The organism is Robertmurraya beringensis (genome assembly GCF_042433785.1).
Taxonomy (GTDB): Bacteria; Bacillota; Bacilli; order Bacillales; family Cytobacillaceae; genus Robertmurraya_A; species Robertmurraya_A beringensis.
This window is the reverse complement of sequence record NZ_JBHLUU010000117.1, coordinates 1-24,713: the sequence shown is the minus strand read 5'-3', so window position 1 is coordinate 24,713 and position 24,713 is coordinate 1. Positions and strand designations below refer to the sequence as shown.

Here is a 24,713-nt window from a genome sequence, read left to right as displayed (position 1 = left end):
CGTCATCCTTCCGCTTTCAACTCTAATATTAAATCGCGAAGCTCTGCCGCTCTCTCGAAGTTTAGCGCCTTAGCAGCTTCTTTCATTTCCTTCTCCATATTCTCAATCAGCTTATCACGCTCTTTTTTCGTAAGCTTTGTAAGCTTTTCTGTTGTCTTATACTCTGCTTCGTCCTCAGCCGCATGTGTGGCACGAATCGCATCTCTTATATCTTTTTGGATCGTCATCGGTGTGATTCCATGCTTTTCATTGTACTCTTCTTGGATAGCGCGACGACGTTTCGTTTCTGAAATTGCAAGTTCCATCGAGTTTGTCATTCGATCTGCATACATAACGACATGACCGCGGGAATTACGCGCTGCGCGACCAATGGTTTGGATCAACGAACGTTCTGAACGTAGGAAGCCTTCCTTGTCCGCATCCAAAATAGCTACTAACGAAACCTCTGGGATATCCAGTCCTTCTCTTAACAAGTTAATCCCTATGAGAACATCATATTTCCCTAGTCGAAGCTCACGAATGATCTCTATTCTTTCAAGTGTTTTTACCTCAGAGTGTAGATATTGTACCTTGATACCGATTTCTTTCAAGTAATCTGTTAAATCCTCGGACATCTTTTTTGTTAACGTTGTGACAAGAACACGTTCATTCCTCTTAATCCGATCATGAATTTCGCCGATGAGGTCATCAATTTGTCCTTCAATCGGACGAACATCGATCGTTGGATCCAGCAATCCTGTGGGACGAATGATTTGTTGAACCATTTCTGGCGTATGCTCAAGCTCATATGGTCCCGGTGTTGCGGATACAAACACAATTTGATTGATCTTCTCCTCAAATTCTGTAAACGTTAACGGTCGGTTATCCATCGCTGAAGGCAAACGGAACCCATGATCCACGAGAACCTGCTTACGTGCTTGGTCCCCATTGAACATACCACGTATTTGAGGCAACGTTACATGCGACTCATCGACGACAATCAAGAAGTCTTCTGGAAAATAATCGATCAATGTATACGGTGTTGACCCAGGTGGTCTTAGCGTTAGATGTCGGGAGTAGTTCTCAATCCCCGAACAGAAACCCATCTCCCTCATCATTTCTAAATCGTAACGTGTTCGTTGCTCTAATCGCTGTGCCTCAAGAAGCTTTCCGTTTTCACGCATATCCGCTAGACGTTCTTCGAGCTCCTTTTCGATATTTTCAATAGCAACAAGGAGCTTTTCTTCACGCGTAACGAAGTGGGATGCTGGGAAAATAGCCACATGTTCTCTTTCTCCAAGAATCTCCCCTGTTAATGCATCGACCTCTCGAATGCGATCAATTTCATCACCAAATAGCTCTACACGCAAGCAATGCTCATCACGTGAAGCCGGGAAAATCTCGACCACATCGCCACGAACACGGAATGTTCCGCGCTGAAAGTTAATATCATTTCTTTCATATTGAATATCTACTAAACGATGTAAGAGTTGATTTCGCTCAATTTCCATCCCGGTTCTTAGTGACAACACTAGATCTCGATATTCCTCAGGAGAACCGAGACCGTAAATGCAAGAAACACTCGCAATGATAATGACATCTGTTCTCTCAAACAAAGAGGATGTAGCGGAGTGACGAAGTTTATCAATTTCGTCATTGATGCTAGCATCTTTTTCGATAAACGTATCCGTTGAAGGAACATATGCTTCTGGCTGATAATAATCGTAATAGCTAACAAAATACTCGACGGCATTATCCGGAAAAAACTCCTTAAACTCACTATAGAGTTGGCCAGCAAGCGTTTTATTATGAGCGATCACCAGTGTCGGCTTATTCACTTCTTTAATCACATTGGAGATCGTGAATGTTTTTCCAGTTCCCGTTGCTCCGAGCAAGGTTTGACGTTTTTCACCGTTATGTATTCCATCAACAATCCTTTGAATTGCTGCAGGCTGATCTCCTTGTGGTGAGTATTTTGAGACTAATTTAAATTGGTCCTTCACAAGTACTCCTCCTATTAAAAGCATCCATTAGAATTTCATCTATAGTAACTAGCAAATATGGACCTAGCTGATCAAATATCCTTTATTTTCATATTAATCATTCTACCACAAATCAGGGAAAACAAACCAATGATATACGAACAAATATTCGATGTTTTTTTCTATTGAACCACGAAGCCTGTCAGTGAAGGTCGAAATAAGGTCAATCAAACGTTTGATTGAATTGTCCTGAACACCCTCCATAAGTAAAAAAGGCATAAAAAAACTTGTCGAAAATTTCATCGACAAGCTTCTACCTACGATCGTTTTTTTGCCCTCTCTTGAACCATTTTCGAGTACGCAAACCCAACCGTTAATGATAAGGCATCTACAATAATGAGCGATAAGGAATCGGTATAACCCTTATAAACCGATGCAGCTATTAGTGCAACTGTAAGCAATAAACCAATCACATGGCTGTATGTAACTCTTGTGAAAAAAATAACGAGAGCACCAGGGATAAAAAGACCCAATACATACTTCATCTCGTTCAACCCCTCTTTGTTATATTTCTAGAATATATGGTCAACTCCGGTTGCACAAGTATTTCACTTAAGGAAAGTGCATACTAAGAAAAAAATAAAAGGGGTATGACGAATATGGCTAGAAAAAGACGTCCATTAATTCCAGAGGCTAGAGAGGCATTAGATTCTTTAAAAGCAGATGTCATGAAACAAAAGGGATACGAAGTGTCTAAGAATAACCCGGACCAGGTCAAATACGAAGTGGCAGCGGATATGCAGATTCCTCTAAGTAGAGGTAATAACGGAAATTTAACCTCCCATCAAGCAGGCAAGATCGGTGGTCAAATCGGTGGAAATATGGTCAAAGAAATGGTCCGACTTGCACAAGAAAGAATGAGAAATCAATCGGCTGACTAATAAAAAATGCCTCTAAATGAGGCATTTTTAGCTAGCGACACCGTATTTCGTTAAAATATCTTCATAATTTGAACGCTCGACTGGAGGGGAGTAGAAATAACCTTGCACCTCGAAGCAATTCATGTTCTGTAGAAAACCGATTTGATTCGACGTTTCCACACCTTCCGCAATCACCTTTAAATTTAGGTTGTGTGACATAGAAATAATAGCAGAAATGATTTCTTTATTGCTTTCATAATCAGCGATGAAGGATTGATCAATTTTCAAACGATCAACAGATAGCTTTTGTAAATAACTTAAGGAGCTATACCCTGTTCCAAAATCATCCACACTGATCTCAACCCCGACTTCTCTTAGCGCAAGCAGGTTTCGATTAACTCGTTCCTCTCCGCGCATAATAACACTTTCGGTAATTTCAATCTCGATATCACTGCCATCGATCTCATAAGTGGCTAAATTTTTAATGATAAAATCAACAAAGTCTTCTTGGTAAAAATGAATAACGGATATATTAATAGAAGTTCTTGGAACCGGCATCCCTTTCCTCTTCCATTCACCAATCGTATCAAATACTTCCGTAATCACAAATCTCTCAAGATCAATGATTAAATTGCTTTCTTCAGCGATAGGAATAAACTTACTTGGTGGAATAAATCCGCTCTCTTCATGTTCCCAACGAATGAGTGCTTCTGACCCAACCAATTGGTTTGAACCGGTATCAAATTTCGGTTGATAATACACCGTTAGCTTGCGATTAGCTATATCTCTGCGAAGTTCACTTTCTATCTTGATTTTATTAAGTGATTGCTCCTTCATCGTCGCCTCATACACAACATATCGATTAGAGCCTTGATTTTTTGCTCGATACATCGCTAGGTCGGCTGCCTTTAATAAATCCAGAATCGACTCTCCATCTTTTGGAAAATGAGCTACACCAATGCTCGCTGTAAGTAGGAAATCAAAGCCATCAAGGACAATCGGGGTACGAAAGCCTTCAATTATTTTTTGTGCAATCTCATCATAGCCTGCTGGATATGGAAGAAGTGCGGCAAACTCGTCTCCTCCTAGCCTTGCAATCGTACAATTTTTAGGCATGAGCTCCTCAAGCTTTTTCCCCGTTTCTTGAAGAATTTTATCACCGAAAAAATGACCAAACGTATCATTAATGCGTTTAAATCGATCAAAATCAATATAAAAAAGATAAAAAGGTTTATTTTCCCCAATCGCCTCTGCTGCCACTTTTTCTAGCTTCCGTTTATTCGGTAAACTAGTTAAATCATCGTGATAGGCCAGGTAGCGAATCGTTTCCTCCGCCTGCGTTTTTTCCGTGATATCTCGAACAACTCCGTATACCCCAATCAGTTCATCTTTCACGATGATTCGAACAGGCGTAATTCTTACATCAATAAAAAAGCCATCTCGATGTCGAAGTTTTACTTCAACCGATTGAATGTCTCCTTGTCGAAAGCTTTGTATATAACCATTAATTTCCTCTTCGTCATAAATTAAAAGCTCTTTAAAATGCAACCCCTTAATGACTTTTTGATCATACCCTGTTAGCTCAAAGGCCTCCTTATTCGCATGCAAGATGTTCCCTGACAAGTTCACGGCAAATACAGCATCAGGATTATGATTAAATAGCGATAAATACGACTGAATGTTTCGCATTAATAATCGTTCACCAAACAAGTCAGGTACAAGCATTAAGGCGAGATTTGTAATGACACTATATGTAAAAGGTAATAGCATGATCAATGGATTTGTATTACCCACACTAATTTCTTCAAGATTCAGCATGGATACAACAACCATAAAAGGAATTCCTGCAAAAGCAGCTCCACCAAGAATACTACCAACAAGCTTCCATCGAGACAGAAATTGATAAATATCTGAATTCGTTATTTGAATCAGGAAGCGAAGCAAGGAAAACATTGTTGCTAATGTTAGAGATACAGTCATAGTCGCAAGAACTGGCTTTATATCAAGATGGTCCGAGTATAGAAGATAAAAACCAAGGCTCAGTGTACTTAATATACAAAGCGTCGTAAATATTCCTGCAAATAGGTATTGAATCGAGCTATTTAATCGCTGTCTTGTTACCCCTAGAGCGATTATAGATCCGATGAAGCAAAAGTAAAAACTTAATTGAAAGTATAGATTGATATTCCCTGTAGAGTAGGGTAAATCTATTGAGAAACAAACCAATAATAACGCTAACCATAAAGTAAACCCTAACATTAAGGCGTATAATAATCTTCTTGTAAACGTATAATTTTCTAGCTTCAACCGTCGACAAAATTCTGCCCCTAATGTACAGCATATTATCGAAATGAAGATAGCAATCAACACATCGCTTAAATTGAACACATAAAATGTGGCAGACCCAAGCAAAGTAACCCCTCATCCCAGAGCAAAATTCAGTAGACTGCCCAATTCCCTCCTACTGTGGACTCCATTTTACCACGATTCGACACTAATATCCTACTATTTTCGCAGGTTAAAAGGATTATTTATCCGGTCAATGAATAAAAGACCCACCTGTTGCGAGGAGGGTCTTTATCTTGTATTTATGATTCTCAAAATCGAGATAATTTAGAAAATAAATGCGTCGATTGCATATGCTCCTGGACCTGTTAATGCAACACCAATGGCTACCACTAATAATGTTAGGTTGTATTCATATCCGTTTGCTGTTGACCATAATCCATTAGCAGCATGAACTTTTACAATCGCCATGACCATAGTTGCAGCAATAAGTAGGCCTGCAAGTGGAGTTAAGAATCCAGCAGCAAAGAATAATCCTCCTACCAACTCAGCTAACCCAGCAAGAAGAGCCATTGTTACACCTGGCTTTAATCCAAGTGACTCCATCCAGCCTCCTGTCCCTTTCAGTCCGTAACCACCGAACCAACCAAATAATTTTTGTGCACCATGACCAATGAATAATAAACCGATAACGACACGAATCAATAATAATCCTAAATCTAACATGTTGTATTTCCTCCTAGTTGTTTGTTAAGGCTCTTTTCTAAAACATTGTTGCTATAAACACACTTTTTAGGAAATTAACTATATGTTTCAACAGCCAATCAGAATTTTTTCATCCTTAGAAAAGAGCTACTCTCTAAATAGACCAATAAACACAGCGTTACCGGGGAAAAATCCGGCATTTGGGATTTTTCCAAAAACAACAATCTTTACGAAACAGCCTATGTTAATTTATGTTCTTCTACTTTCAACTTCGTCTTTCTAAGTACATCTATTAAACTGTTTACTTCATGACGATTTAATGAAGCAAACATGGAATCAATCAGTACTTGATGCTCCGGAATAAGGACATCCATTAATTTTCTCCCATTATCCGATAAAGAAATATGAATAGCTCGTCGATCTCCTGGACAAATATTTCGCTCTAAAAAACCTTTTTGTACTAGCTTATCAACTACATACGTCATCGACCCGCTAGCCACAAGAATGCTGCTCCCCACTTGATGAATCGTCTGAGTCCCCTGATGGTATAAAACTTCAAGAACGGAAAACTCGGTCACACTGAGATCATGCTTTGTCACATTTGCCTTTATACATTCTTGAATCGCCTTTGTAGTTTGCATGAGTAGCAGATACGGTTCGTTAGAACAAATCTTATCCATATGATCACCTCCTTGTTTTTATCTCTGATTCAAATATCTTGAATATGAGATAATAATATTATGAATTCGAGATATTGTCAACTGTTAAGTATCAGTTTTTATGTAGTGGTAATTTACCTTGATGAAATGTTGATGAATGGGTTTTGTTAAATATGAGACTAAAGCATCTTAGCATTTGTATACCCGCTCAAGGTTTACAGAGTGCTCACGGGCACCTATGTATCTGTTTGGTTACCATTCCCTTGCTTTTCTAGGGCTCACGGGCACCTAAGTACCTGTTTGGTTACCATTCCCTTGCTTTTCTAGGGCTCACGGGCACCTAAGTACTTGTTTGGTTACCGTTCCCTTGTTTTTCTAGGGCTCACGGGCACCTAAGTACCTGTTTGATTACCGTTCCCTTGCTTTTTCTAGGGCTCACGGGCACCTAAGTACCTGTTTGGTTACCGTTCCCTTGCTTTTTCTAGGGCCCACGGGCACCTAAGTACCTGTTTGATTACCGTTCCCTTGCTTTTTCTAGGGCCCGCGGGCACCTAAGTACCTGTTTGATTACTGTCTAATAATTTTTCGAAGGCAGCATACGGAATGCTTGATGTTCATTTCACGATTAACACCGGACAGTTTGCTCGTTTGGCAACTTTATGACTCACACTTCCTAGTACAAATTCCTGCAATCCACTTAACCCTCTGCTACCTATTACGATAATATCCGCATGGTGACTGTTTGCATATTCAACAATCGCTGGGCCTGGATCACCTTGGAGAATCGTGACCTTGTAGGATACCTCATAGGTTCTGGCCATTTTCTCGACTTCTCTTATTCGTTCCTTACGTTTCCCATCTAAATCAGCTGAGTTCCAGTGGCTCAGCACGTCAGATTTCACTTTATCCGCATCAACGACAAATACAATCTCTACTAAAGACCCTGGACTGCAACTAGCAATATGCATCGCGTTTTCAGCTGCTCTTTTCGCATGATCCGATCCGTCGGTGGCTAGGATGATATTTTTATACAATCGATGACCTCCTACTTTTGAAAAAATAGTCTAATATGTTAATTATGCGTGAACTGCCTCATTTTCGCAGTGATGTTCCTCACCGCACCCTCTCATTCATTCACATTTGAGTCTTCCTGAAAAAGAGAGACATATTCCCATGTACAAGCCCATATAGTTTAAGGTAGAATATAAAACGTAATTGTTACGGTTTAACCAATACATTGGAGGGACATATGAATCGAATTGTTCGAACGAACTTGTTTGATATTACCGGATTGATTTTATTAGCAGCCGCTTTTCTTTTACTAACATTAAAATTAGACGTTGGGGACGTTCTTCCCTCCTCATTTTTAAATCTTAATACTATTTTTATAAGTATATTAATTGAAGCATTTCCTTTTGTGCTTATCGGTGTTTTGATTGCTGGTGTGATTCAAATCTTTGTTACCGAAGAACATATAGAGCGGTGGATTCCTCAAAGCAGGACGAAGGCGATTATCATGAGTTGTGTGGTCGGTGCCTTGTTTCCTGCCTGCGAATGTGGAATTGTACCGATTGTTAGACGACTGGTTGCAAAAGGGGTTCCTCTATATGCAGCCATTGGTTTCATGCTAACGGGACCGCTTATTAACCCGATCGTAATTGCCTCCACGTATATGGCGTTTGGAAATAACGCGTCCATAGCTGGTTGGAGAATGGGACTTGGATTTGCCGTTGCTCTTATTGTTGCGTTTTTAGTGAGCTTTTTCTTCCGAGGACATCAATTTAAGCAGGCACTTGCGAGTACACAAACCATCTCTGCAAGTAGAAAAAAAGAACCTTTGACCCAGCGTTTCTTCTCGATGCTTACCCACTCCATCGATGAATTTTTCGATATGGCGAAGTTTTTAATTTTTGGAGCATTTCTTGCTGCAGCTGTACAAACGTATATGCCAGCAAAATCCTTATTAGAAGCAGGAGATGGACCTTTTTCCTCCATCGCTGTCATGATGGGTCTTGCCTATGTATTATCTCTTTGTTCGGAAGCAGATGCTTTTATCGGCTCATCCTTTAATAGTATTTTTCCTACACCATCTGTCCTAGCGTTTCTTATTTTCGGACCGATGATTGATTTAAAAAACACGCTTATGATGTTAAGTGTTTTCCGTGCAAAATTTGTATTTAGTGTATTGTTCTTTGTTGCAACAACTGTATTTCTATCCATTGTGCTCGTGCAGAGCTTTTTATAAGGAGGGATTTAGGTGGTCTTCCAAACCCAACAAGCCGTACGTGCAGCGATTTTGCTTCTATTCACGGTGTTAATTTTCAAATTTCACTATACAGGTGAGATTACCATGTTTATTAATCCGAAATACATAGGACTCAGTCAGATCGCATCTGTTCTGTTCCTAATCTTGTTCTTCATCCAAATTACACGTATTTGGGAGAAAAAGACTCATCACCATCATCATGACCATGAGTGTAGCCATAATCATGACTGTGATCATAACCATGACCATGGAAATACTCCGATGACACTAAAAAAAGTCGTCTCTTACGTGATCATTGCCTTTCCTCTCGTAACTGGTTTTACCATACCAGCTAAAGTACTCGATTCTTCTATCGCAGAGAAAAAAGGCGGAATGGCGGTGATTACCGGAAAAAGTGAAGCATCTTCACCTGATGAATCAGCACAAGAAGAAGCGGCTCAACCCTCCGACACGGAGATACTTCCTAATCCATATGGGGAAATCACTCAAGAAGAGATGAATTCTCTTGTTCAAAAATTAAAGCAAAGTGATCCCATTGACATGGATGATTATGTGTATTATTTAAACTATGAAGAAATTAGTAAGGACGTAGCCTCTTATAAAGGAAGAGAAATCACGTTAAGAGGCTTCGTTTATAAAGAGGAAGGCTTTCAATCAGATCAGCTTGTCATCTCCCGTTTCTTGATTACTCACTGTGTGGCAGATGCAAGCATTATCGGTTTTTTAACACAATTTGATGAAGCAGCTACACTGGATAAAGATACATGGGTAGAAGCCACTGGTGTACTAGATGTAACAACCTATAACGGAACGGAGATGCCTTTTATCAAAATTACTGACTGGAAAACGATCGAACAACCATCTGAACCGTACCTATTTCCTTTAAACGTAAAAATCTTATAATAAATGGCTGTTTTCGTAAAGTTTGTTGTTTTGGAAAAATCCCAAAAGCCGGATTTTTCCCCGAATAACGCTGGTTTATTGGTCTATTTGGAGAGTAGCTCTTTTCTAAGGATGAAAATATTCTGATTGGCTGTTGAAACATATAGTTAATTTCCTAAAAAGTGTGTATATAGCAACAATGTTTTAGAAAAGAGCCTAATAAATAGAGGGGAGAATGGCATTGATTAGTCATTCTCCCCTCCTTTTATGTTATTCATCTTTTTCATCATAGGCGATTAGCACGATATTTTCGTTTGTTTCCTTCCGCAATTCCTGCTCAAGTGAGGTAATTTTGTCTAGTTGGTTTTTCTCCAGATTGGCTACAGGGAAATTTTCATACGCACTCATCTAAATACCCCTTTCTAAGGTGATAATTAGATTTTTTCCATGTAAGATCTCAATTATGCAATTAGCGGTTCACAACTCGTTGTATATGAATAATCAAGTATAATTTTTCGTTATTCGTCAAGCTGTAGTCAAATTGATTTTCGATATATTCATTAATTTTCTCCGTACATTCAAAAGCTGCTTTATGCTTTTCACGCACCGTTTCAAATAAGAACGGGTCGTCATCTTCAATATACGTCTTACTATATAACCGCTGAGCAAAAAACTTTAAATGTGTAATAAAGCGAAAATAATTTAATGATTGAATCAATTTCATAATTCCTTATTTTAAAGAAACACAGATCAACAGAATACCTTTTACTTGAAATTTTTTCGGTTTAATCTATTTGAACTTTGTAGTTGATTTCTGTTACAGGCGGACGCTTTCCGCGGGCGGTCCGTGAGCCTCCTAGTCGCTTTGCTCTTACGGAGTCTCACCTGGCCACGCTTTTCCCGCAGGAGTCGCCGCCTTCCACTCCAATCAACTGGTTTGGAAATTAAGCCTGAGCACTAATATGGTTTATTTTCTAAGCAGCTACTTGTAGACTAAACAATGCATTGATTCGATCAGCAGCTAACTTTGATGCATTATAAACCAAGGTCACTAAATCAAAATGAACTTTAGCTCGTTTTCCTGTACGATAACGAACATTATTTAGTTGAAAATACAACTTGAGGTATGCATTCACACGTTCTACAGCGGTGCGGGTTTTAAAGATAGTTTTCCAAGTCTTCGAACCTCTGGCTGGTGCCGTGTATCTCCTAAGATCTGTCGTAATCTTTACTTTATAAATCTTTTGGCATAGCCCTTCATTAGCCAATGGACACTCTTTACATTCCTTTGGTCTTGTGAATTTGAGTGTTTCGTATTTTGGATCGAAACTATCATACCGATAGGAATGCTCTCTAAAACAAGTGGGCGCAAAATGTTTATCAACCCCTTCGGGCTCAGGCTCATTACGCTTGTTGTAGGCAATGACTGACTGTTGGCCCATTCGGTGAATCTGCTCATATATTGGTTCAAAATCATAACCTGCATCCATCGTTTGATATCGTAAATTTTCTAGTTGAACTCGCTCATGAATGCCCTTTAGTAAAGGGATCGCGGCCTTTCCGTCATTCAAATTACCTGATGAAAAAAGAGATTGAAGAATATATTGACTTTTGGTTCCAACTGCTAGATGTGCCTTATAGCCATACCAAAAAACATTCTTTCCTTCGCTGTTTTTCTTCACACCCCACTCAGGATTTTGAGGAACTTCAGTACGAAGTTGTTCTAAAGGAACGTCCAACTGCTCTTCAATTTTCTTTTCAAAAAGAGGAAGATTAGCTTCACGTTCAGCTTGTTCAATCAACCATTGTTCTCTTTCTTCTTTTGATTTACGACCACGTTTCATAGGCTCTGTTTTTGGTTTTTCCTCTTTTGGAGGAGCTTGGTCCTTAGCTTCAAAGTGTGTCGCATCAATGGCAACAGTATCATCATTGATAAAGCCTTCTGAGATCGCTGTTTGGAGGAGCGCGTTGTTTACCTCTTCAAGAATACTTGATTCACTAATGATGGTCACCATTCTTGAATAGGCTGCTTCTGATGGGACCGAATCAGATACCAAGAATCCACAGTCTAGACGGAAAATCATATCGTTTTTTAATCGCTTAACCAAGTCTTTAATAAATGTAATTCTTTCTGTTAATCGAGCAACAAGAGAGTATATCATTGCCGCGTAATTCAGTTCGACAGGTCTACCAAAACGAGATTTCTTCGTTACCACAGCGAAGATAGGCTCGATGTCGATAGCTGAAAATATAGCTTCGAATCGGTGGGTAGGTTCTAAATTATATAATTCTTGTATGTCAAATAGGCTTCCTTGTCGTATAATAGTCACAGGGAGTCTTCCTCCAGTCTATAAGTTTGTTGTGGTGACTACTTATTTCGACATTTTGGGGAGGTACTCCTTTTTTTGTTGTTTGAAAGCCTTGAGCCCGTAGGGCTCATAATTATGAAATTGATTCGATTCCTCATCGAAGTCGATTTTAAAATGATATTTCACAATATTTAAAATGTCCTGCATGACTTTTGTGATGTTAGCAACATTCGGCATTTCCTGGTTGAGCTCTGCATTCACGATATGCATCGCGATAAAGCTCGCTTCATCTTCTGGTAAAAGAACTCCAAGCTTCTCCTGAATAATCTTTAAGGCTTCCATCCCAATCACAAATTCTTGCTTATAAAATCGCTTGATTTCCCATAGTAGCGCATTTTTAATGTCGTATCCTTTTTCATTACGCTCTACCGCAAAGTGAATATGATCGGTTAAGGAAATATAGATACTATCGTTTAGATTTCTTCCGAGCCTACTTTTGGCAATCTTAATAATATCCTCTGTAACTTCCATGTATTCGATCGGAACTTCATATAAAAGCGTTTTAAATTTTTCTGACATATCGTTATTTTTGAGAGCAAAAATCTTCTCAATCTTGTCTTCTTCTATAAAATCTCCTGGCTTTTTTTGAAAGGCCAGACCTCTCCCCATTACCACTAACTCTTCGTTTTTTTCGTTAAACGCACTGATTACGTTGTTATTGTATACTTTGGCTATTTTCATTTGACCACCTATAAGTTTATTATGGTTCTCTTAAAATTATTATAATGGAAATAGTGCGCGTTATAAAATTCTTTTAGACATTCAAAAGAAGGAAAGCTAACACCGAGCTTTCCCACTTTTATCCAACTACTTATAGTTTTTCCCCGTTTGAAGCAATCACTTCTTTATACCAGTCAAAGCTCTTCTTCTTCGAACGCTTCAATGTTCCATTTCCTTCATTATCCTTGTCCACATAAATATAGCCATAACGCTTTTTCATTTCACCCGTTGAAGCACTCACAAGGTCGATTGGACCCCAGCTCGTATATCCAAGGATTTCCACTCCGTCTTCAATCGCTTCTGACATTTCAGACACGTGCTTACGTAAGTATTCAATACGGTAATCGTCGTTCACTTCACCGTTTTCCCCTGGAACATCAACCGCACCTAGACCATTTTCTACAACGAATAGAGGTTTTTGATAACGATCGTATAATTGGTTCGCTGTAATACGGAAGCCCTTTGGATCAATCGTCCAGCCCCATTCAGATTTCTCTAAATATGGATTTTCAATCGAACCAAATACATTTCCAGATGTTGTCTTGTTGATTTCTGGATCTGTACTTGTTGTACGGCTTGCGTAGTAGCTAAAGCCCAGATAATCTACTGTATGGTTTTTAAGAAGCTCTTCGTCTCCTGCTTCCATCACAATATTTAAGTTATTGTCTCTGAAAAATCTCTTTGCATAGCCTGGATATTTCCCACGAGATTGAACATCAATAAAGAAGAACGAATCACGATCTTTTTCCATCGCATCAAACACATCATCCGGATTACAAGAGTATGGATACGTTTGACCCGCTGCTAACATACAGCCAATCTTCATATCTGGATTGATTTCATGACCGGCTTTTACAGCCAAAGCACTCGCAACTAATTGATGGTGAGCAGCTTGGTATTTCACTTGCTTCTTATCTTCGCCTTCTTCAAATACAAGACCGGCACCTACGAATGGCAAGTGTAGGAGCATATTGATTTCGTTAAATGTCATCCAGTACTTTACTTTGTCCTTATATCTTTTAAAAAGTGTCGTTGCATACGTTTCAAAGAATGTAACAAGCTTGCGATTTCTCCAGCTTCCATAATTCTTCACTAAGTTAACCGGCACATCGAAGTGAGCAATCGTTACAACGGGCTCGATGCCATTCTTTAATAACTCATCAAACACATTGTCGTAAAATTGTAGTCCCGCTTCGTTCGGAACTAAATCGTCTCCATTTGGAAAAATTCTCGCCCAAGAGATCGATAAACGTAAGGCTTTAAATCCCATTTCTGCAAATAACGCGATATCCTCTTTGTAACGATTGTAAAAATCAATCGCTTCATGTGAAGGATAAAATTCTCCTTCAAGCGGTTCATAAGAAGGTAAATTACCGAGTAAGATTTCCCAACGTAACTTACCAGTTGGCATTAAATCAACAGTTGTTAAACCCTTTCCATCTGCTAAATACGCACCTTCTGCTTGGTTTGCGGCAATAGCGCCACCCCATAAAAATCCTTTTGGAAATGCCATACTATCCATCCTTTCTTAAAACAGCAGGAAGAAAGGAATGCACTTCCCTTTCTCCTGAACCTATTGATTACTTACTATCTAGTGTAAATAATGGAGCACCCGTTTTCACTTGTTTTGCATCTACAAGTTGTAAATCGAACTCTTTATGGTTTGTTACTACGATTGGAGTTGTTAACGGCTTACCTGCTTCTTTAATTTGCTCCATATCAAACTCAATTAGTAATTGGCCTTTTTTCACATAATCACCTTGAGACACATGAGCTGAGAAAAACTTCCCTTCTAATTGAACGGTATCCATACCGATATGGATTAAGATGTCTGCACCTGAGTCAGTTGTAATACCAATTGCATGCTTGGTTGGGAATAATGCTGATACTGTTCCATTTACTGGAGCAACCAATTTCCCTTCGCTTGGCTCGATCGCTACTCCATGACCTAATGCACCTGATGAAAATGCTGCGTCTTTTACGTCTGATAATGCTACTACTTCCCCATTTAATGGGCTTACTACATCTTCATTTTGAACCTTTGTAGCTGCTACTTCACTAGCTGCTGAAGTTGTTTCTTTTGAAGCTTGTTGTTCTTTGTTGATTCCGCCGAATAGTAATGTTAGAACAAAACCTGCGATGAAACCTACTACGATAGAGATGATAGCACCATAGAAACCGAAATCGATGCCTTCAGGGCTAATATAAGATGGAATTCCGAAAATCCCAAGACCACCAATAATGTAACCCGTTACATTTGTCGCACCTGCAATTGCACCACCGATACCTGCAGCGATACAGCTCATGATAAATGCTTTCTTTAATGGAAGTGTAATACCGTAAATAGCCGGTTCAGTTACACCAAAAATACCTGAGATAAACGCTGGAATACTTAATGTTTTTAATTTTTGATTCTTTGTTTTGATTAAAATTGCTAGAACTGCACCCGTTTGAGCAAATGATGCTGCAAATACTGTTGCAAGGATTGTGTCATAACCAAGTGTAGCAAGGTTGTTGAATGCGATTGGTACTAATCCCCAGTGAAGGCCGAAGATTACGAATACTTGCCAGAAACCACCTAATAGTAGACCTGCAATCAATGGACTTACATTATAAACCGCTAAAGTTCCTTGACCAAGAAGGTTTCCAGCCCATGTTGCTACTGGACCAATAGCAATAAATGTAAGTGGTACAACAATTAATAATGTTAGCATTGGCACGACAAATGCTTTAATTACATCTGGAATAACAGTCTTTAACCTTTTTTCCACTTTAGCTGCAAAGAATGCTGAGATAATAATCGGAATAACAGATGAAGAATAAGACATTAAAATAACTGGAATACCTAAGAATGTAACAAAAATTGGTGATTCAAACATGGTTCCTGCAAATAATGTATAGAGAGGCTCACCTGCTGTTAGTGTTGATAAAGTTGGATACACTAAAGCTGCCCCGATCGCCATCCCTACGAATGGGTTACCACCAAATTTCTTTATTGCTGTATACCCTAAGAAGATTGGTAGGAAGTAAAATAGTGCATCACCTGTTGCGTTTAAAATTTGGTACGTACCTGATGTATTATCTAACAAACCAAATGCAACAAATAATGCGTTAAATCCTTTGATCATCCCTGTTGCTGCCAATACTCCAAGAACAGGAGTGAAGATACTTGAAATCATATCAATAAAGCGACTAAGTAGTGATCCTTTTGGACCTTCCTCTTCTTCAACAGGCGTTTGACCTTGGAACCCACCAACAGTAGTAACTGCTTTGTACACATCTGGTACATGGTTTCCGATGACTACTTGATATTGTCCACCGCTTTTCATAACCGTTACAACATCATCCATATTTTTTAATATTTCTGTATTTGCTTTGCTTTCATCTTTTAACTTAAATCGTAGACGGGTAATACAGTGGACTACACTGGAAACGTTTTCTTTTCCACCCACATTGGCAATAATATCTTTTGCTAATTGCTCGTATTTCATTTTTGACCCTTCCTTCTTTTATATGATTGATTGATTTATTTTTTCCAAATAAAAAACCTGAGCCAATTAGACACACATATAGCTAGCAATAGCGTGTTCTAATCGGATCAGGTTATGCCCACTTAAGGTAACATTCCTTCAAGGAATTTATTAAGTTTTATTTGATACGTGTAATTTATCACGGGAATTTGGTAGGTGTCAACGCTTTCTTTTAAAAAAAATTGATAATTTTATAGATTGCTGGTTTGTTTCTTATATGCAAAAATAATTCTAGATCTACTCTACCTAGAATGGAAATGTCATTTTAAAAAAACGTTTACAAAATTCTTGCTTCGACAAAATATTCATGTTATAGTTAACGCAATTAAACAAACAACCTTTTTAGGATTGTTACTGGTTATGCAGGCAAAACCTAAATCACGTAAACTATGAGACTAGTATGTCTTCTCTACGTGATTTAGGTTTTTTTATTTTTATCTGCTTGAAAGCGTAACCTAAAAACATAAATGGAGGTAATTCCAGATGACAAAAACATATCAATTTCCAGAAGGATTTTTATGGGGCGGTGCAACAGCTGCCAACCAATTAGAAGGTGCGTATCTTGAAGGTGGCAAGGGAATGAACCTTGCTGATGTAATGCCTGGTGGAAAAATCCGTTTTCAATTAATCACGACTCCTGGCTTTAACTTTGAGATCGACAAGGAAAAATATACGTATCCGAACCATGACGGTATCGACTTCTATCACCGTTATGCTGAAGATATTGTACTATTTGCTGAAATGGGCTTTAAAACATTCCGTCTATCGATTGCTTGGTCACGTATTTTCCCTAATGGGGACGAGCTAGAGCCAAACGAAGAAGGTCTTGCATTCTATGACCGCGTATTCGATGAGTGCTTAAAGCATGGAATTGAACCACTTGTAACAATATCTCACTATGAAATGCCTTTATATTTAATTAAAGAGTACGGTGGTTGGAGAAACCGTGAAGTGATTGGATTCTTCGAGCGTTATGCAAAGACTTTATTTAATCGCTATAAAAACAAGGTAAAATACTGGTTAACATTCAATGAAATTAACGGAGCAACACATATGCCAATCTTTGGACTTGGGTTCTCTCCAGCTACTGAAGATGTTCGCCTGCAGGAAAGCTTCCAAGGCTTACACCACCAATTTGTAGCAAGCAGCTTAGCTACAAAGGCTTGTCATGAAATTAATCCAGATGCTCAAATCGGCTGTATGTTAATTTATGCTCCTGTTTACGCATATGATTGTAATCCGGTTAATGTATTACATGCGATGAAGGAAGAACAGATCTTTAACTATATTTGTGGAGACGTACAAGTACGTGGGGAGTATCCTGCCTTCACAAAACGCTATTTTAAAGAAAATGGCATCGAGCTTGAAATGCAGCAAGGTGATTTAGAAATTATCAAGCAATACCCAGTTGATTTCATTTCTTTCAGCTACTACATGTCTCGTACAGAAAAGAAAGAATTAACTGAGGAAGAAAAGGCAAACGGAAATATCTTCAATGGTGTGAAAAATCCATTCTTAAAAGCTAGTGACTGGGGCTGGGAAATCGACCCGACTGGTCTAAGAATTGCTTTAAATCAATTATACGATCGTTATCGTGTACCTTTATTTATCGTTGAAAACGGACTTGGTGCATACGATAAGGTTGAGGAAGATGGAAGCATCAATGACGACTATCGTATCAATTACCTTCGCGAGCATATTGAAGCGATGGGTGAAGCAATCGAAGATGGTGTAGACTTAATGGGTTACACTCCTTGGGGCTGTATTGACCTTGTAAGTGCTTCAACTGGTGAATTATCAAAGCGTTACGGCTTCATCTATGTAGACAAGCACGACGACGGAAGCGGTACACTTGAGCGTAGTAGGAAGAAGTCATTCTACTGGTATAAGAATGTTATTGCTACGAACGGGCAAGAGCTATAATAAATAGGAAGCATTGGTCCATTTGGTGGGCCAATGCTTTTTTTGTTGGGGTCGAAAGGTTTTTATGGCTGGCTACTTTGCCAATTGTTGTGGGGAATGAAGGACGGTTCTTCTGAAATCTCCACAGTTATGTCCTTCATAAGCTCGATGAAAGACGTTTCCTCGGGCTTCTCCCCTGGTTTTATCCTTCATAGGCCCAATGAAAGACGTTTCCTCGTAAATCTCCCCTGGTTTCATCCTTCATAAGCCCAATGAAAGACGTTTCCTCGGGCTTCTCCCCTGGTTTTATCCTTCATTAACCCTATGAAAGACGTTTCCACCGAATTCATCTCTAATTTTGCTCTTCATAAGCTTTATGTAAACTGCGCTAGCACCAACACCAACGGTCCAACAATAAAGCAATAATAAGCGAAGTACTTCAAATTCCCTCGCTCCATAATTCCCATAAACCACTTAAGCGAGAAGTAAGATAATAATAGAGACATCACAAACGCCACGATATAAGGTATAAGCATGTCTCCCAATTGCATGTCTCCTACTTTTAATACAATCGCCCCTAAGCTAACGGGAATATATAGCAGGAATGAGAATCGTAAGGCGGTTTCTCTTTTCATTCCTATTCCCATCGCAGCCACGATTGTTGCACCTGAGCGGCTTATTCCAGGAATTAATGCAACTGCTTGAGCACAACCAACAATAAGGGCATCCTTAACCGTTAACCCTCTGTCTCCTTTTGTTCCCTTAAGATTTCTAATAAGCCATAGTGCTATCCCTGTTACGAGTAAAGCTCCACCAATTGGAGCTATTCCTCTGAAATAACTAGAGATCGTATCTTCTAATACAATCCCGATCACGCCAGCAGGAATCGTACCAATTATTAAATAAACGATAAATAGAAAATCATTCTTATCATTTGGATCTTTTTTCACTATATATTGGCTACCGTTTTTAACTAATCTGATGAGATCGTCTCTATAAATGAGTAATACAGCCAAAAGGGATGCGAAATTCATTAATACTTCAAAGCTAAAATCTCCTTTAGCGACATCAATTCCTAGAAATTCCTGAACGAGCACCAAGTGTCCGCTAGAGGAAATAGGAATAGGTTCTGTAAAACCTTGTAGTGCTCCTAAAAACGCATATTTTATTATGATTAGTATCTCTTCCACCGACTCACTCCTTAACATAAATTGAAAGAGGCTTGGAAGTGATCCAAGCCCATATTATTATACTATTAATAAGCTCTTTTAATTTCCAAATATTGAATATGATGTCCATCCTTCTTCTGGACTTTAAACACATATCCTTCAGCTTCTATCTCCGTACCAACCTGTGCTTCCATATCCTGAGTCATGAACCATCCACCAATGGTATCCACATCGTCATTTGATAAAGTGGTTTCCAACAGATGATTCACGTCCTCGACTAACAACTTAGAATCTACAATATAGTGATCTTCGTTCACCTTACGAATATCAGGTAATTCATCCTCATCAAACTCATCACGAATTTCCCCAACAATTTCTTCTAGAATATCTTCAACAGTGACTAATCCAGATGTTCCACCATACTCGTCTATTAATATCGCAATATGTGTACGTTCCTTTTGCATTTTAACGAGTAAGTCATGAATGGGAACGGTCTCGATCACACGGATAATCGGGTTAATATGGGACTCAATCGTGAAACCCGTCTTTTTCTCTTCATCTGAAATATCAGCTGTCAACAACTCTTTTACATTAATGAAACCAACAATATTATCTTTGTCACCATTCACAACTGGGTATCTAGTATAATTTTCAGATTTTACAGTTGCAAGAATATCGGCATATGATTCATCTATAGAAATGGATACCATCTCTGTTCGAGGAACCATAATCTCTTTTGCTATTCTTTCGTCAAATTCAAATATATTGTTCATGTATTTTAGTTCGTTTTTGTTAATTTCTCCACTCTTATAACTTTCAGATAATAAAATCCGAAGTTCCTCTTCAGAGTGAGCTGCTTCGTGTTCGGAAGCTGGCTTCAGACCAAACGCTCCAACCAATAAACGTGCAGAACCGTTTAAGAACCAAATAAATGGATACATTAGTCGGTAAAACCAAATGATCGGTACCGCGAACATCAATGTAACTGCTTCAGCTTTTTGAATAGCCACCGTCTTAGGTGTAAGCTCACCAACAACCACATGCAGGAATGTTACCAAAGCAAAGGCAATTCCGAATGACAGAATTCCAATCAATGATTCATTTAGATGGAATCGTTCAAATATTGGATGTAATATTTTTCCAACAGCTGGCTCTCCTAACCACCCCAAACCTAATGCGGTAATTGAAATCCCTAACTGACAGGCTGATAAATATTCATCCAAATGGGTCACCACTCGTTTTGCCGATATAGCACCCTTTTTTCCTTCCGCAATCATTTGGTCAATTCTCGATACACGAACCTTTACAATAGCAAACTCAGTAGCTACGAAAAACGCAGTTAAAGCAATTAATAAAGCAATTAAAAGTAAATTTATAGTTGTCAACGAACGGTCTTACAAAGTAAGACCTACACCTCCTAGTATAGTAAAACAAAAGTTTAATTAATCAATAACAAAAGGGTCTGTATTAATGAAAGACTCTCATTGGATACATTCTTTTTTACATTCTTTAAATTCTTTTGATCCAAATGAGCCAATACATCTGTGACCTCTTTTTCCAAACCTTGAATCTTCAGTCTCAGTTCAAGAACATCGATTTCTTCTGCATCTTTTTCTACGACTATTTCTTTTATTTCTTCTAGTGACATTCCGTTTTTTTTGCATTGTTCAATATAATGCAATCGTTCTATCGCCGACTTATCATAGTAGCGGTAATTCGAAGTGGAACGCTCTACTTTTAATAGTCCTAGATTCGTATAATAATCGATGGTTCTCTTTGTTACATTTGCCATTTCCGCTAACTCACCAATTTTCAACTTCTCAGTCCCAATCGAACCCCTCCAAACCGTCACGTGATAGTTATGAAATGAATTATACAATGAGATGAAATTTATAACAACTAATACGGAAGATATGGAATAAAGTTTCATAGAAAAACCCCCTACTATGGCCTTTTTCTTCTTCATCTTTCATTCTCCTTTTCTTCGTTCTTACTATACTGTACTTGGAAATAGTGAAAATTTAATGACGGAAAGAAGACAAAGGGCGTAACTTAAGAAAAAAGCGTAACCACCAAAATAGTGATTACGCCTAAAGAAAATTATAAGATTTGTGCATTCATGCTTCCTTTAAAATGTCCTAACGCCCAATCATGTCCGGCTTGATTAAAGCTAGCTACTGCCTTTTCATGTATGACAATTTTAAACCCTTTGTTATAGGCATCCACAGCTGTATGTAGCACGCAAATATCGGTGCAAACACCGACTAAGTGGACCTCTGTGATGCCGCGCTCTCTTAGCTTGATCTCTAAATCCGTCCCAGCGAACGCACTGTAGCGAGTTTTATCCATCCAATACACCTGTTCCTTCTCAAGGTTTTGAAGATACAGCGTGTTTAACTTCCCATACAAATGCCTGCCCTCTGTTCCTTCAATATTATGAGGAGGATACAGCTCCGTTTCCGGATGATAATGATCTCCCTCTTTATGCAGGTCAATCGCGAACACCACATACTCGCCTTTATTGATAAATTCCTCAGTAATCTTGGTGATCTCTCCTTCAATAGCGATACCAGGCTCTCCACATGGCAAAGCGCCTACAACAAAATCATTCGTATAATCGATATTGATCAAAGCTCTCTTTGTCATCGTTACACTCCTTAGGAATATGTCATACCTTCATTGTAAGTTTATTCCTCTAGCTTTGAAAGTTTAAACCCGGTGATTCCAAATATCATGGTTATAATCGGACTCAACAAACAGAAGAACGTAAAAGGAAGATATGATAAGGTCTCTACTCCTAATACTCCCGTTAAAAAGACTCCACATACACTCCAGGGAACCAGTGGATTCACTACCGTCCCTGCATCCTCAAGAATTCTAGAAAGATTTTTCCCATGTAACCCCATCTTTTTGTATCTATCCTTAAAAGAACTTCCTGTTAAAAGGATCGACAGGTATTGTTCCCCTACAAGGAAATTAATAGAAATGGCTGTTCCAGCCGTCCAAACCACAAGACTCCATACTTTATTCAACATTCCGCTAATTCCTGCAAGCAAAGCTGGAAGAATTCCAAGCTTAAAAAATAAACCACCCATGGCTAACGCTAAAAGAATAAGTGAAACAGAAAACATCATGCTTTCCATTCCACCTCTAGAAAGCAAGGAATCGATTTCTTCCACTCCTGTTTTAGAAGAATATCCAGCAAATAGAGTGTTCATTAGCCCCTGAAGATGGACTTCCTTTTGTACAAATATCGTAACGAAAATAGAAGTAGCAATGCCTGAAGCCAAGGTGATAATTGCTGGGACTTTTTTAATCGCTAACAGTGCTAACACTATAAATGGGAATAAAGAGTACCAATGAACAAGATCATGGTCTTTCAAACTTGCTTTTAAAAGTTCTAAATCCGCAAAGTTCGCAGCAGATTCAGCTGGTGATAATAAAACAAATAATAGAAAGGATATGACAAACGCCGGGACCGTTGTCCAAGCCATATTTCTGATGTGATCAAACAAATCTACGTGAACAGTTGAAGAAGCCAATATCGTTGTATCTGATAGAGGTGACATTTTATCTCCAAAAAAGGCACCAGAAATCACAGCCCCTGCTGTTATCGCATCTGATAACCCAAGCGCAGTGGAAACACTCATAAAGGCAACACCGATGGTCGCTGCAGTCGTTAACGAACTTCCAATACTCATGCCAATAATAGCGGTCACGGCAAACACAATCGCATAGAACCATTTATCACTGACCACTTCAAGCGCCAAGTAGATAAACGTAGGAATCGTTCCACTTTCCATCCAACTACTAATCAACATCCCGATAAAAAGAAAAATAAATACGGCTCCAGCTCCTGATTTAGCTCCACTAATGATGGCCTCTTCCAACTCAATCACGGAAACTTTCTTATAAATACCGTAAAGAAACAGTCCCATGATGGCCAAAACAATGGGAATATGAGGAACTGCACCAGCAAATATAAGAGAATAACTAATTCCCCCAATCACTATCAAGGAGATAATAAAAGCTTCCATTGGTTTTATTGTTAGTACGCTGTCTTGATTCATGATGTTTTCCTCCAATAAGGGTTTTGCGCAAAAGAAAAAAGCCCTCAAAGTCGATAGGGACAAAGGAGCTCCGCGTTACCACCCTAATTCATATAAGAACAGCAGACTTTCCAACTTACGGAAGTTCACTATTTTACTTAAACGCTTTTTAGCATTAAAGTATGTTACTAATATAATAATTTACTAGGTTTCTGTCAAGAGAAAAACAAAAAGCAGCGAGTCCTATGATGACCTCACTGCTTTTTCCCATTAAACTTCTAATCGAATTCGATTTCCTGAAGGATCTTCCGTAATAAATGCACCCTTCTCCTCTGTAACGGCTACGCCCAATCCTTGTAATTGAGAGAGGATCTGCGCTCTCTTTTCTTCACTAGGAAACACCATCGTATAAGATTCCATGCCAACGCTGTTTTCAGTAGCAGGTGGCGCACCGACACCATTCCAGGTGTTCAATCCAATATGGTGATGGTATTTGCCAGTGGAAATAAATAAGGCCTGACCTCCGTATCGAGTAACAACTTCAAATCCGAGTCCCTTTGTATAAAACTCCTCTGTTTTCTGTAACTCTGATACATGAAGATGAATATGCCCCATAATCGTACCAGCTGGCATGCCGTTCCATGCTTCTCCTTCTCCCTCAGCAAGAAGGCTTTCTGCATCTAACGCAACCGTAGCCATTTCCACTTCTCCATTATTCCAACTCCAGTTAGATGCTGGTCTGTCCGCATATACTTCAATTCCATTCCCATCTAGGTCAGCTAAATAGATCGCTTCGCTGACCAAGTGATCGGATGCGCCTTGTAATGGATAACGCACCTGGAGAAAATGTTTTAATAATCTTCCTAGATCTGCACGAGTTGGTAAAAGTAAAGCGAAGTGATAAAGTCCAGTTGTTCTCCCCTGCTTCGACACGACCTCATCCGGCTGTTGAATAGAAACAAGCACGTTTTTTCCGTCAGCTGTTAATTCGGCTGTATTGCTTGTTTGGTGTAACACCTGAAGTCCGAGAACTTCTTTGTAAAAAGGAAGCGAACGTTCTAAGTTTGCTACTTTTAGGTTTACTTGGCTAACAAATGTATTTGGTTCACGATGAAATCCCATTTGTGATCTCTCCTTTATCATTCTGCTTCATGTATACTTATCATTTCACTAGTGTTGCATAAATACTGACTGAATTTTCAGTTTTAAAGTTCTTCCCGTTTAGAGCCAAAAAAGTAAGTACCTAAGCAAAGGTGGCTCCATCCATTTGGAAAAATATTTACAATTAGACAGTT

21 protein-coding genes and 1 pseudogene are annotated in these 24,713 nt (G+C 38.9%); 4 read left to right on the top strand and 18 right to left on the bottom strand.

Going from position 1 to position 24,713, the window contains the following annotated elements:
• Positions 1 to 2: 2 nt before the first annotated feature.
• Entirely contained in the window at positions 3 to 1,982 is a 1,980-nt protein-coding gene (gene uvrB, locus ACFFHF_RS18100; protein WP_377058759.1) for an excinuclease ABC subunit UvrB, read from the bottom strand.
• A 296-nt stretch (positions 1,983 to 2,278) separates the two neighbouring features.
• Complete coding sequence (locus ACFFHF_RS18095) at positions 2,279 to 2,506, bottom strand: CsbA family protein (RefSeq protein WP_160548658.1); 228 nt, start codon at positions 2,504 to 2,506, stop codon at positions 2,279 to 2,281.
• A 114-nt stretch (positions 2,507 to 2,620) separates the two neighbouring features.
• On the opposite strand from ACFFHF_RS18095, the gene ACFFHF_RS18090 reads away from it, so the two are divergent.
• A complete protein-coding gene (locus ACFFHF_RS18090; protein WP_160548657.1) occupies positions 2,621 to 2,902 on the top strand; it encodes an alpha/beta-type small acid-soluble spore protein in 282 nt (93 codons plus the stop codon).
• A gap of 27 nt (positions 2,903 to 2,929) precedes the next feature.
• Here ACFFHF_RS18090 and ACFFHF_RS18085 read toward each other — a convergent pair whose 3' ends face one another.
• The 4 genes from ACFFHF_RS18085 to ACFFHF_RS18070 all read right to left on the bottom strand — a co-directional run bounded on the left by ACFFHF_RS18085 (position 2,930) and on the right by ACFFHF_RS18070 (position 7,565).
• A complete protein-coding gene (locus ACFFHF_RS18085; RefSeq protein WP_377058758.1) occupies positions 2,930 to 5,293 on the bottom strand; it encodes a putative bifunctional diguanylate cyclase/phosphodiesterase in 2,364 nt (787 codons plus the stop codon).
• Positions 5,294 to 5,494: 201 nt separating this feature from the next.
• Positions 5,495 to 5,893 carry a DoxX family protein gene (locus tag ACFFHF_RS18080; RefSeq protein ID WP_160549629.1) on the bottom strand — a complete coding sequence of 133 codons (399 nt, stop codon included), beginning with the start codon at positions 5,891 to 5,893 and terminating at the stop codon, positions 5,495 to 5,497.
• A 218-nt stretch (positions 5,894 to 6,111) separates the two neighbouring features.
• Complete coding sequence (locus ACFFHF_RS18075) at positions 6,112 to 6,552, bottom strand: MarR family winged helix-turn-helix transcriptional regulator (RefSeq protein WP_377058757.1); 441 nt, start codon at positions 6,550 to 6,552, stop codon at positions 6,112 to 6,114.
• A 593-nt stretch (positions 6,553 to 7,145) separates the two neighbouring features.
• The gene (locus ACFFHF_RS18070; protein WP_160549627.1) at positions 7,146 to 7,565 is read right to left on the bottom strand and encodes a universal stress protein; all 420 of its coding nucleotides are present in this window, start codon (positions 7,563 to 7,565) and stop codon (positions 7,146 to 7,148) included.
• A gap of 215 nt (positions 7,566 to 7,780) precedes the next feature.
• Here ACFFHF_RS18070 and ACFFHF_RS18065 point away from each other — a divergent pair, with 215 nt between their 5' ends.
• Together ACFFHF_RS18065 and ACFFHF_RS18060 are read left to right on the top strand one after the other, a co-directional pair.
• A complete protein-coding gene (locus ACFFHF_RS18065) occupies positions 7,781 to 8,776 on the top strand; it encodes a permease (RefSeq protein WP_377058756.1) in 996 nt (331 codons plus the stop codon).
• Positions 8,777 to 8,788: 12 nt separating this feature from the next.
• Positions 8,789 to 9,700, top strand: coding sequence for a TIGR03943 family putative permease subunit (locus ACFFHF_RS18060; protein WP_377058755.1), 912 nt, complete (start codon positions 8,789 to 8,791; stop codon positions 9,698 to 9,700).
• Between the two features lie 249 nt (positions 9,701 to 9,949).
• On the opposite strand, the gene ACFFHF_RS18055 is transcribed toward ACFFHF_RS18060, so the two are convergent.
• From ACFFHF_RS18055 to ACFFHF_RS18030, 6 genes and pseudogenes are all read right to left on the bottom strand, one after another.
• Entirely contained in the window at positions 9,950 to 10,087 is a 138-nt protein-coding gene (locus tag ACFFHF_RS18055) for a hypothetical protein (protein WP_377058754.1), read from the bottom strand.
• Positions 10,088 to 10,148: 61 nt separating this feature from the next.
• Positions 10,149 to 10,397 carry a PRD domain-containing protein gene (locus tag ACFFHF_RS18050; RefSeq protein ID WP_377058753.1) on the bottom strand — a complete coding sequence of 83 codons (249 nt, stop codon included), beginning with the start codon at positions 10,395 to 10,397 and terminating at the stop codon, positions 10,149 to 10,151.
• Positions 10,398 to 10,653: 256 nt separating this feature from the next.
• The gene (locus ACFFHF_RS18045) at positions 10,654 to 12,009 is read right to left on the bottom strand and encodes a transposase (protein ID WP_377058752.1); all 1,356 of its coding nucleotides are present in this window, start codon (positions 12,007 to 12,009) and stop codon (positions 10,654 to 10,656) included.
• 75 nt (positions 12,010 to 12,084) lie between these two features.
• Positions 12,085 to 12,729 (bottom strand): annotated as a pseudogene (locus ACFFHF_RS18040) (PRD domain-containing protein); the annotation flags it as partial.
• 130 nt (positions 12,730 to 12,859) lie between these two features.
• Positions 12,860 to 14,290, bottom strand: coding sequence for a 6-phospho-beta-glucosidase (locus tag ACFFHF_RS18035; protein ID WP_377058751.1), 1,431 nt, complete (start codon positions 14,288 to 14,290; stop codon positions 12,860 to 12,862).
• Positions 14,291 to 14,348: 58 nt separating this feature from the next.
• Positions 14,349 to 16,259 (bottom strand): beta-glucoside-specific PTS transporter subunit IIABC, encoded by a 1,911-nt coding sequence (locus ACFFHF_RS18030; RefSeq protein WP_377058749.1) that lies wholly within the window; start codon positions 16,257 to 16,259, stop codon positions 14,349 to 14,351.
• A gap of 522 nt (positions 16,260 to 16,781) precedes the next feature.
• On the opposite strand from ACFFHF_RS18030, the gene ACFFHF_RS18025 reads away from it, so the two are divergent.
• Positions 16,782 to 18,221 (top strand): glycoside hydrolase family 1 protein, encoded by a 1,440-nt coding sequence (locus ACFFHF_RS18025; RefSeq protein ID WP_160549622.1) that lies wholly within the window; start codon positions 16,782 to 16,784, stop codon positions 18,219 to 18,221.
• Between the two features lie 353 nt (positions 18,222 to 18,574).
• On the opposite strand, the gene ACFFHF_RS18020 is transcribed toward ACFFHF_RS18025, so the two are convergent.
• The 6 genes from ACFFHF_RS18020 to ACFFHF_RS17995 all read right to left on the bottom strand — a co-directional run bounded on the left by ACFFHF_RS18020 (position 18,575) and on the right by ACFFHF_RS17995 (position 24,540).
• Positions 18,575 to 19,390 carry an undecaprenyl-diphosphate phosphatase gene (locus ACFFHF_RS18020; protein ID WP_377058748.1) on the bottom strand — a complete coding sequence of 272 codons (816 nt, stop codon included), beginning with the start codon at positions 19,388 to 19,390 and terminating at the stop codon, positions 18,575 to 18,577.
• A 65-nt stretch (positions 19,391 to 19,455) separates the two neighbouring features.
• On the bottom strand, positions 19,456 to 20,754 hold the full coding sequence (locus tag ACFFHF_RS18015) for a hemolysin family protein (RefSeq protein ID WP_377058747.1): 1,299 nt from the start codon (positions 20,752 to 20,754) through the stop codon (positions 19,456 to 19,458).
• A 53-nt stretch (positions 20,755 to 20,807) separates the two neighbouring features.
• Positions 20,808 to 21,335 carry a MerR family transcriptional regulator gene (locus tag ACFFHF_RS18010; protein ID WP_377058746.1) on the bottom strand — a complete coding sequence of 176 codons (528 nt, stop codon included), beginning with the start codon at positions 21,333 to 21,335 and terminating at the stop codon, positions 20,808 to 20,810.
• A 134-nt stretch (positions 21,336 to 21,469) separates the two neighbouring features.
• Positions 21,470 to 22,015, bottom strand: a complete 546-nt coding sequence (locus tag ACFFHF_RS18005) for a cysteine hydrolase family protein (protein WP_377058745.1) — start codon at positions 22,013 to 22,015, stop codon at positions 21,470 to 21,472.
• 41 nt (positions 22,016 to 22,056) lie between these two features.
• A complete protein-coding gene (gene nhaC, locus ACFFHF_RS18000; RefSeq protein ID WP_377058744.1) occupies positions 22,057 to 23,439 on the bottom strand; it encodes a Na+/H+ antiporter NhaC in 1,383 nt (460 codons plus the stop codon).
• Between the two features lie 249 nt (positions 23,440 to 23,688).
• Positions 23,689 to 24,540: a VOC family protein gene (locus ACFFHF_RS17995; RefSeq protein WP_377058743.1), complete on the bottom strand. Its 852-nt coding sequence runs from the start codon at positions 24,538 to 24,540 to the stop codon at positions 23,689 to 23,691.
• Between the last annotated feature and the right edge of the window lie 173 nt (positions 24,541 to 24,713).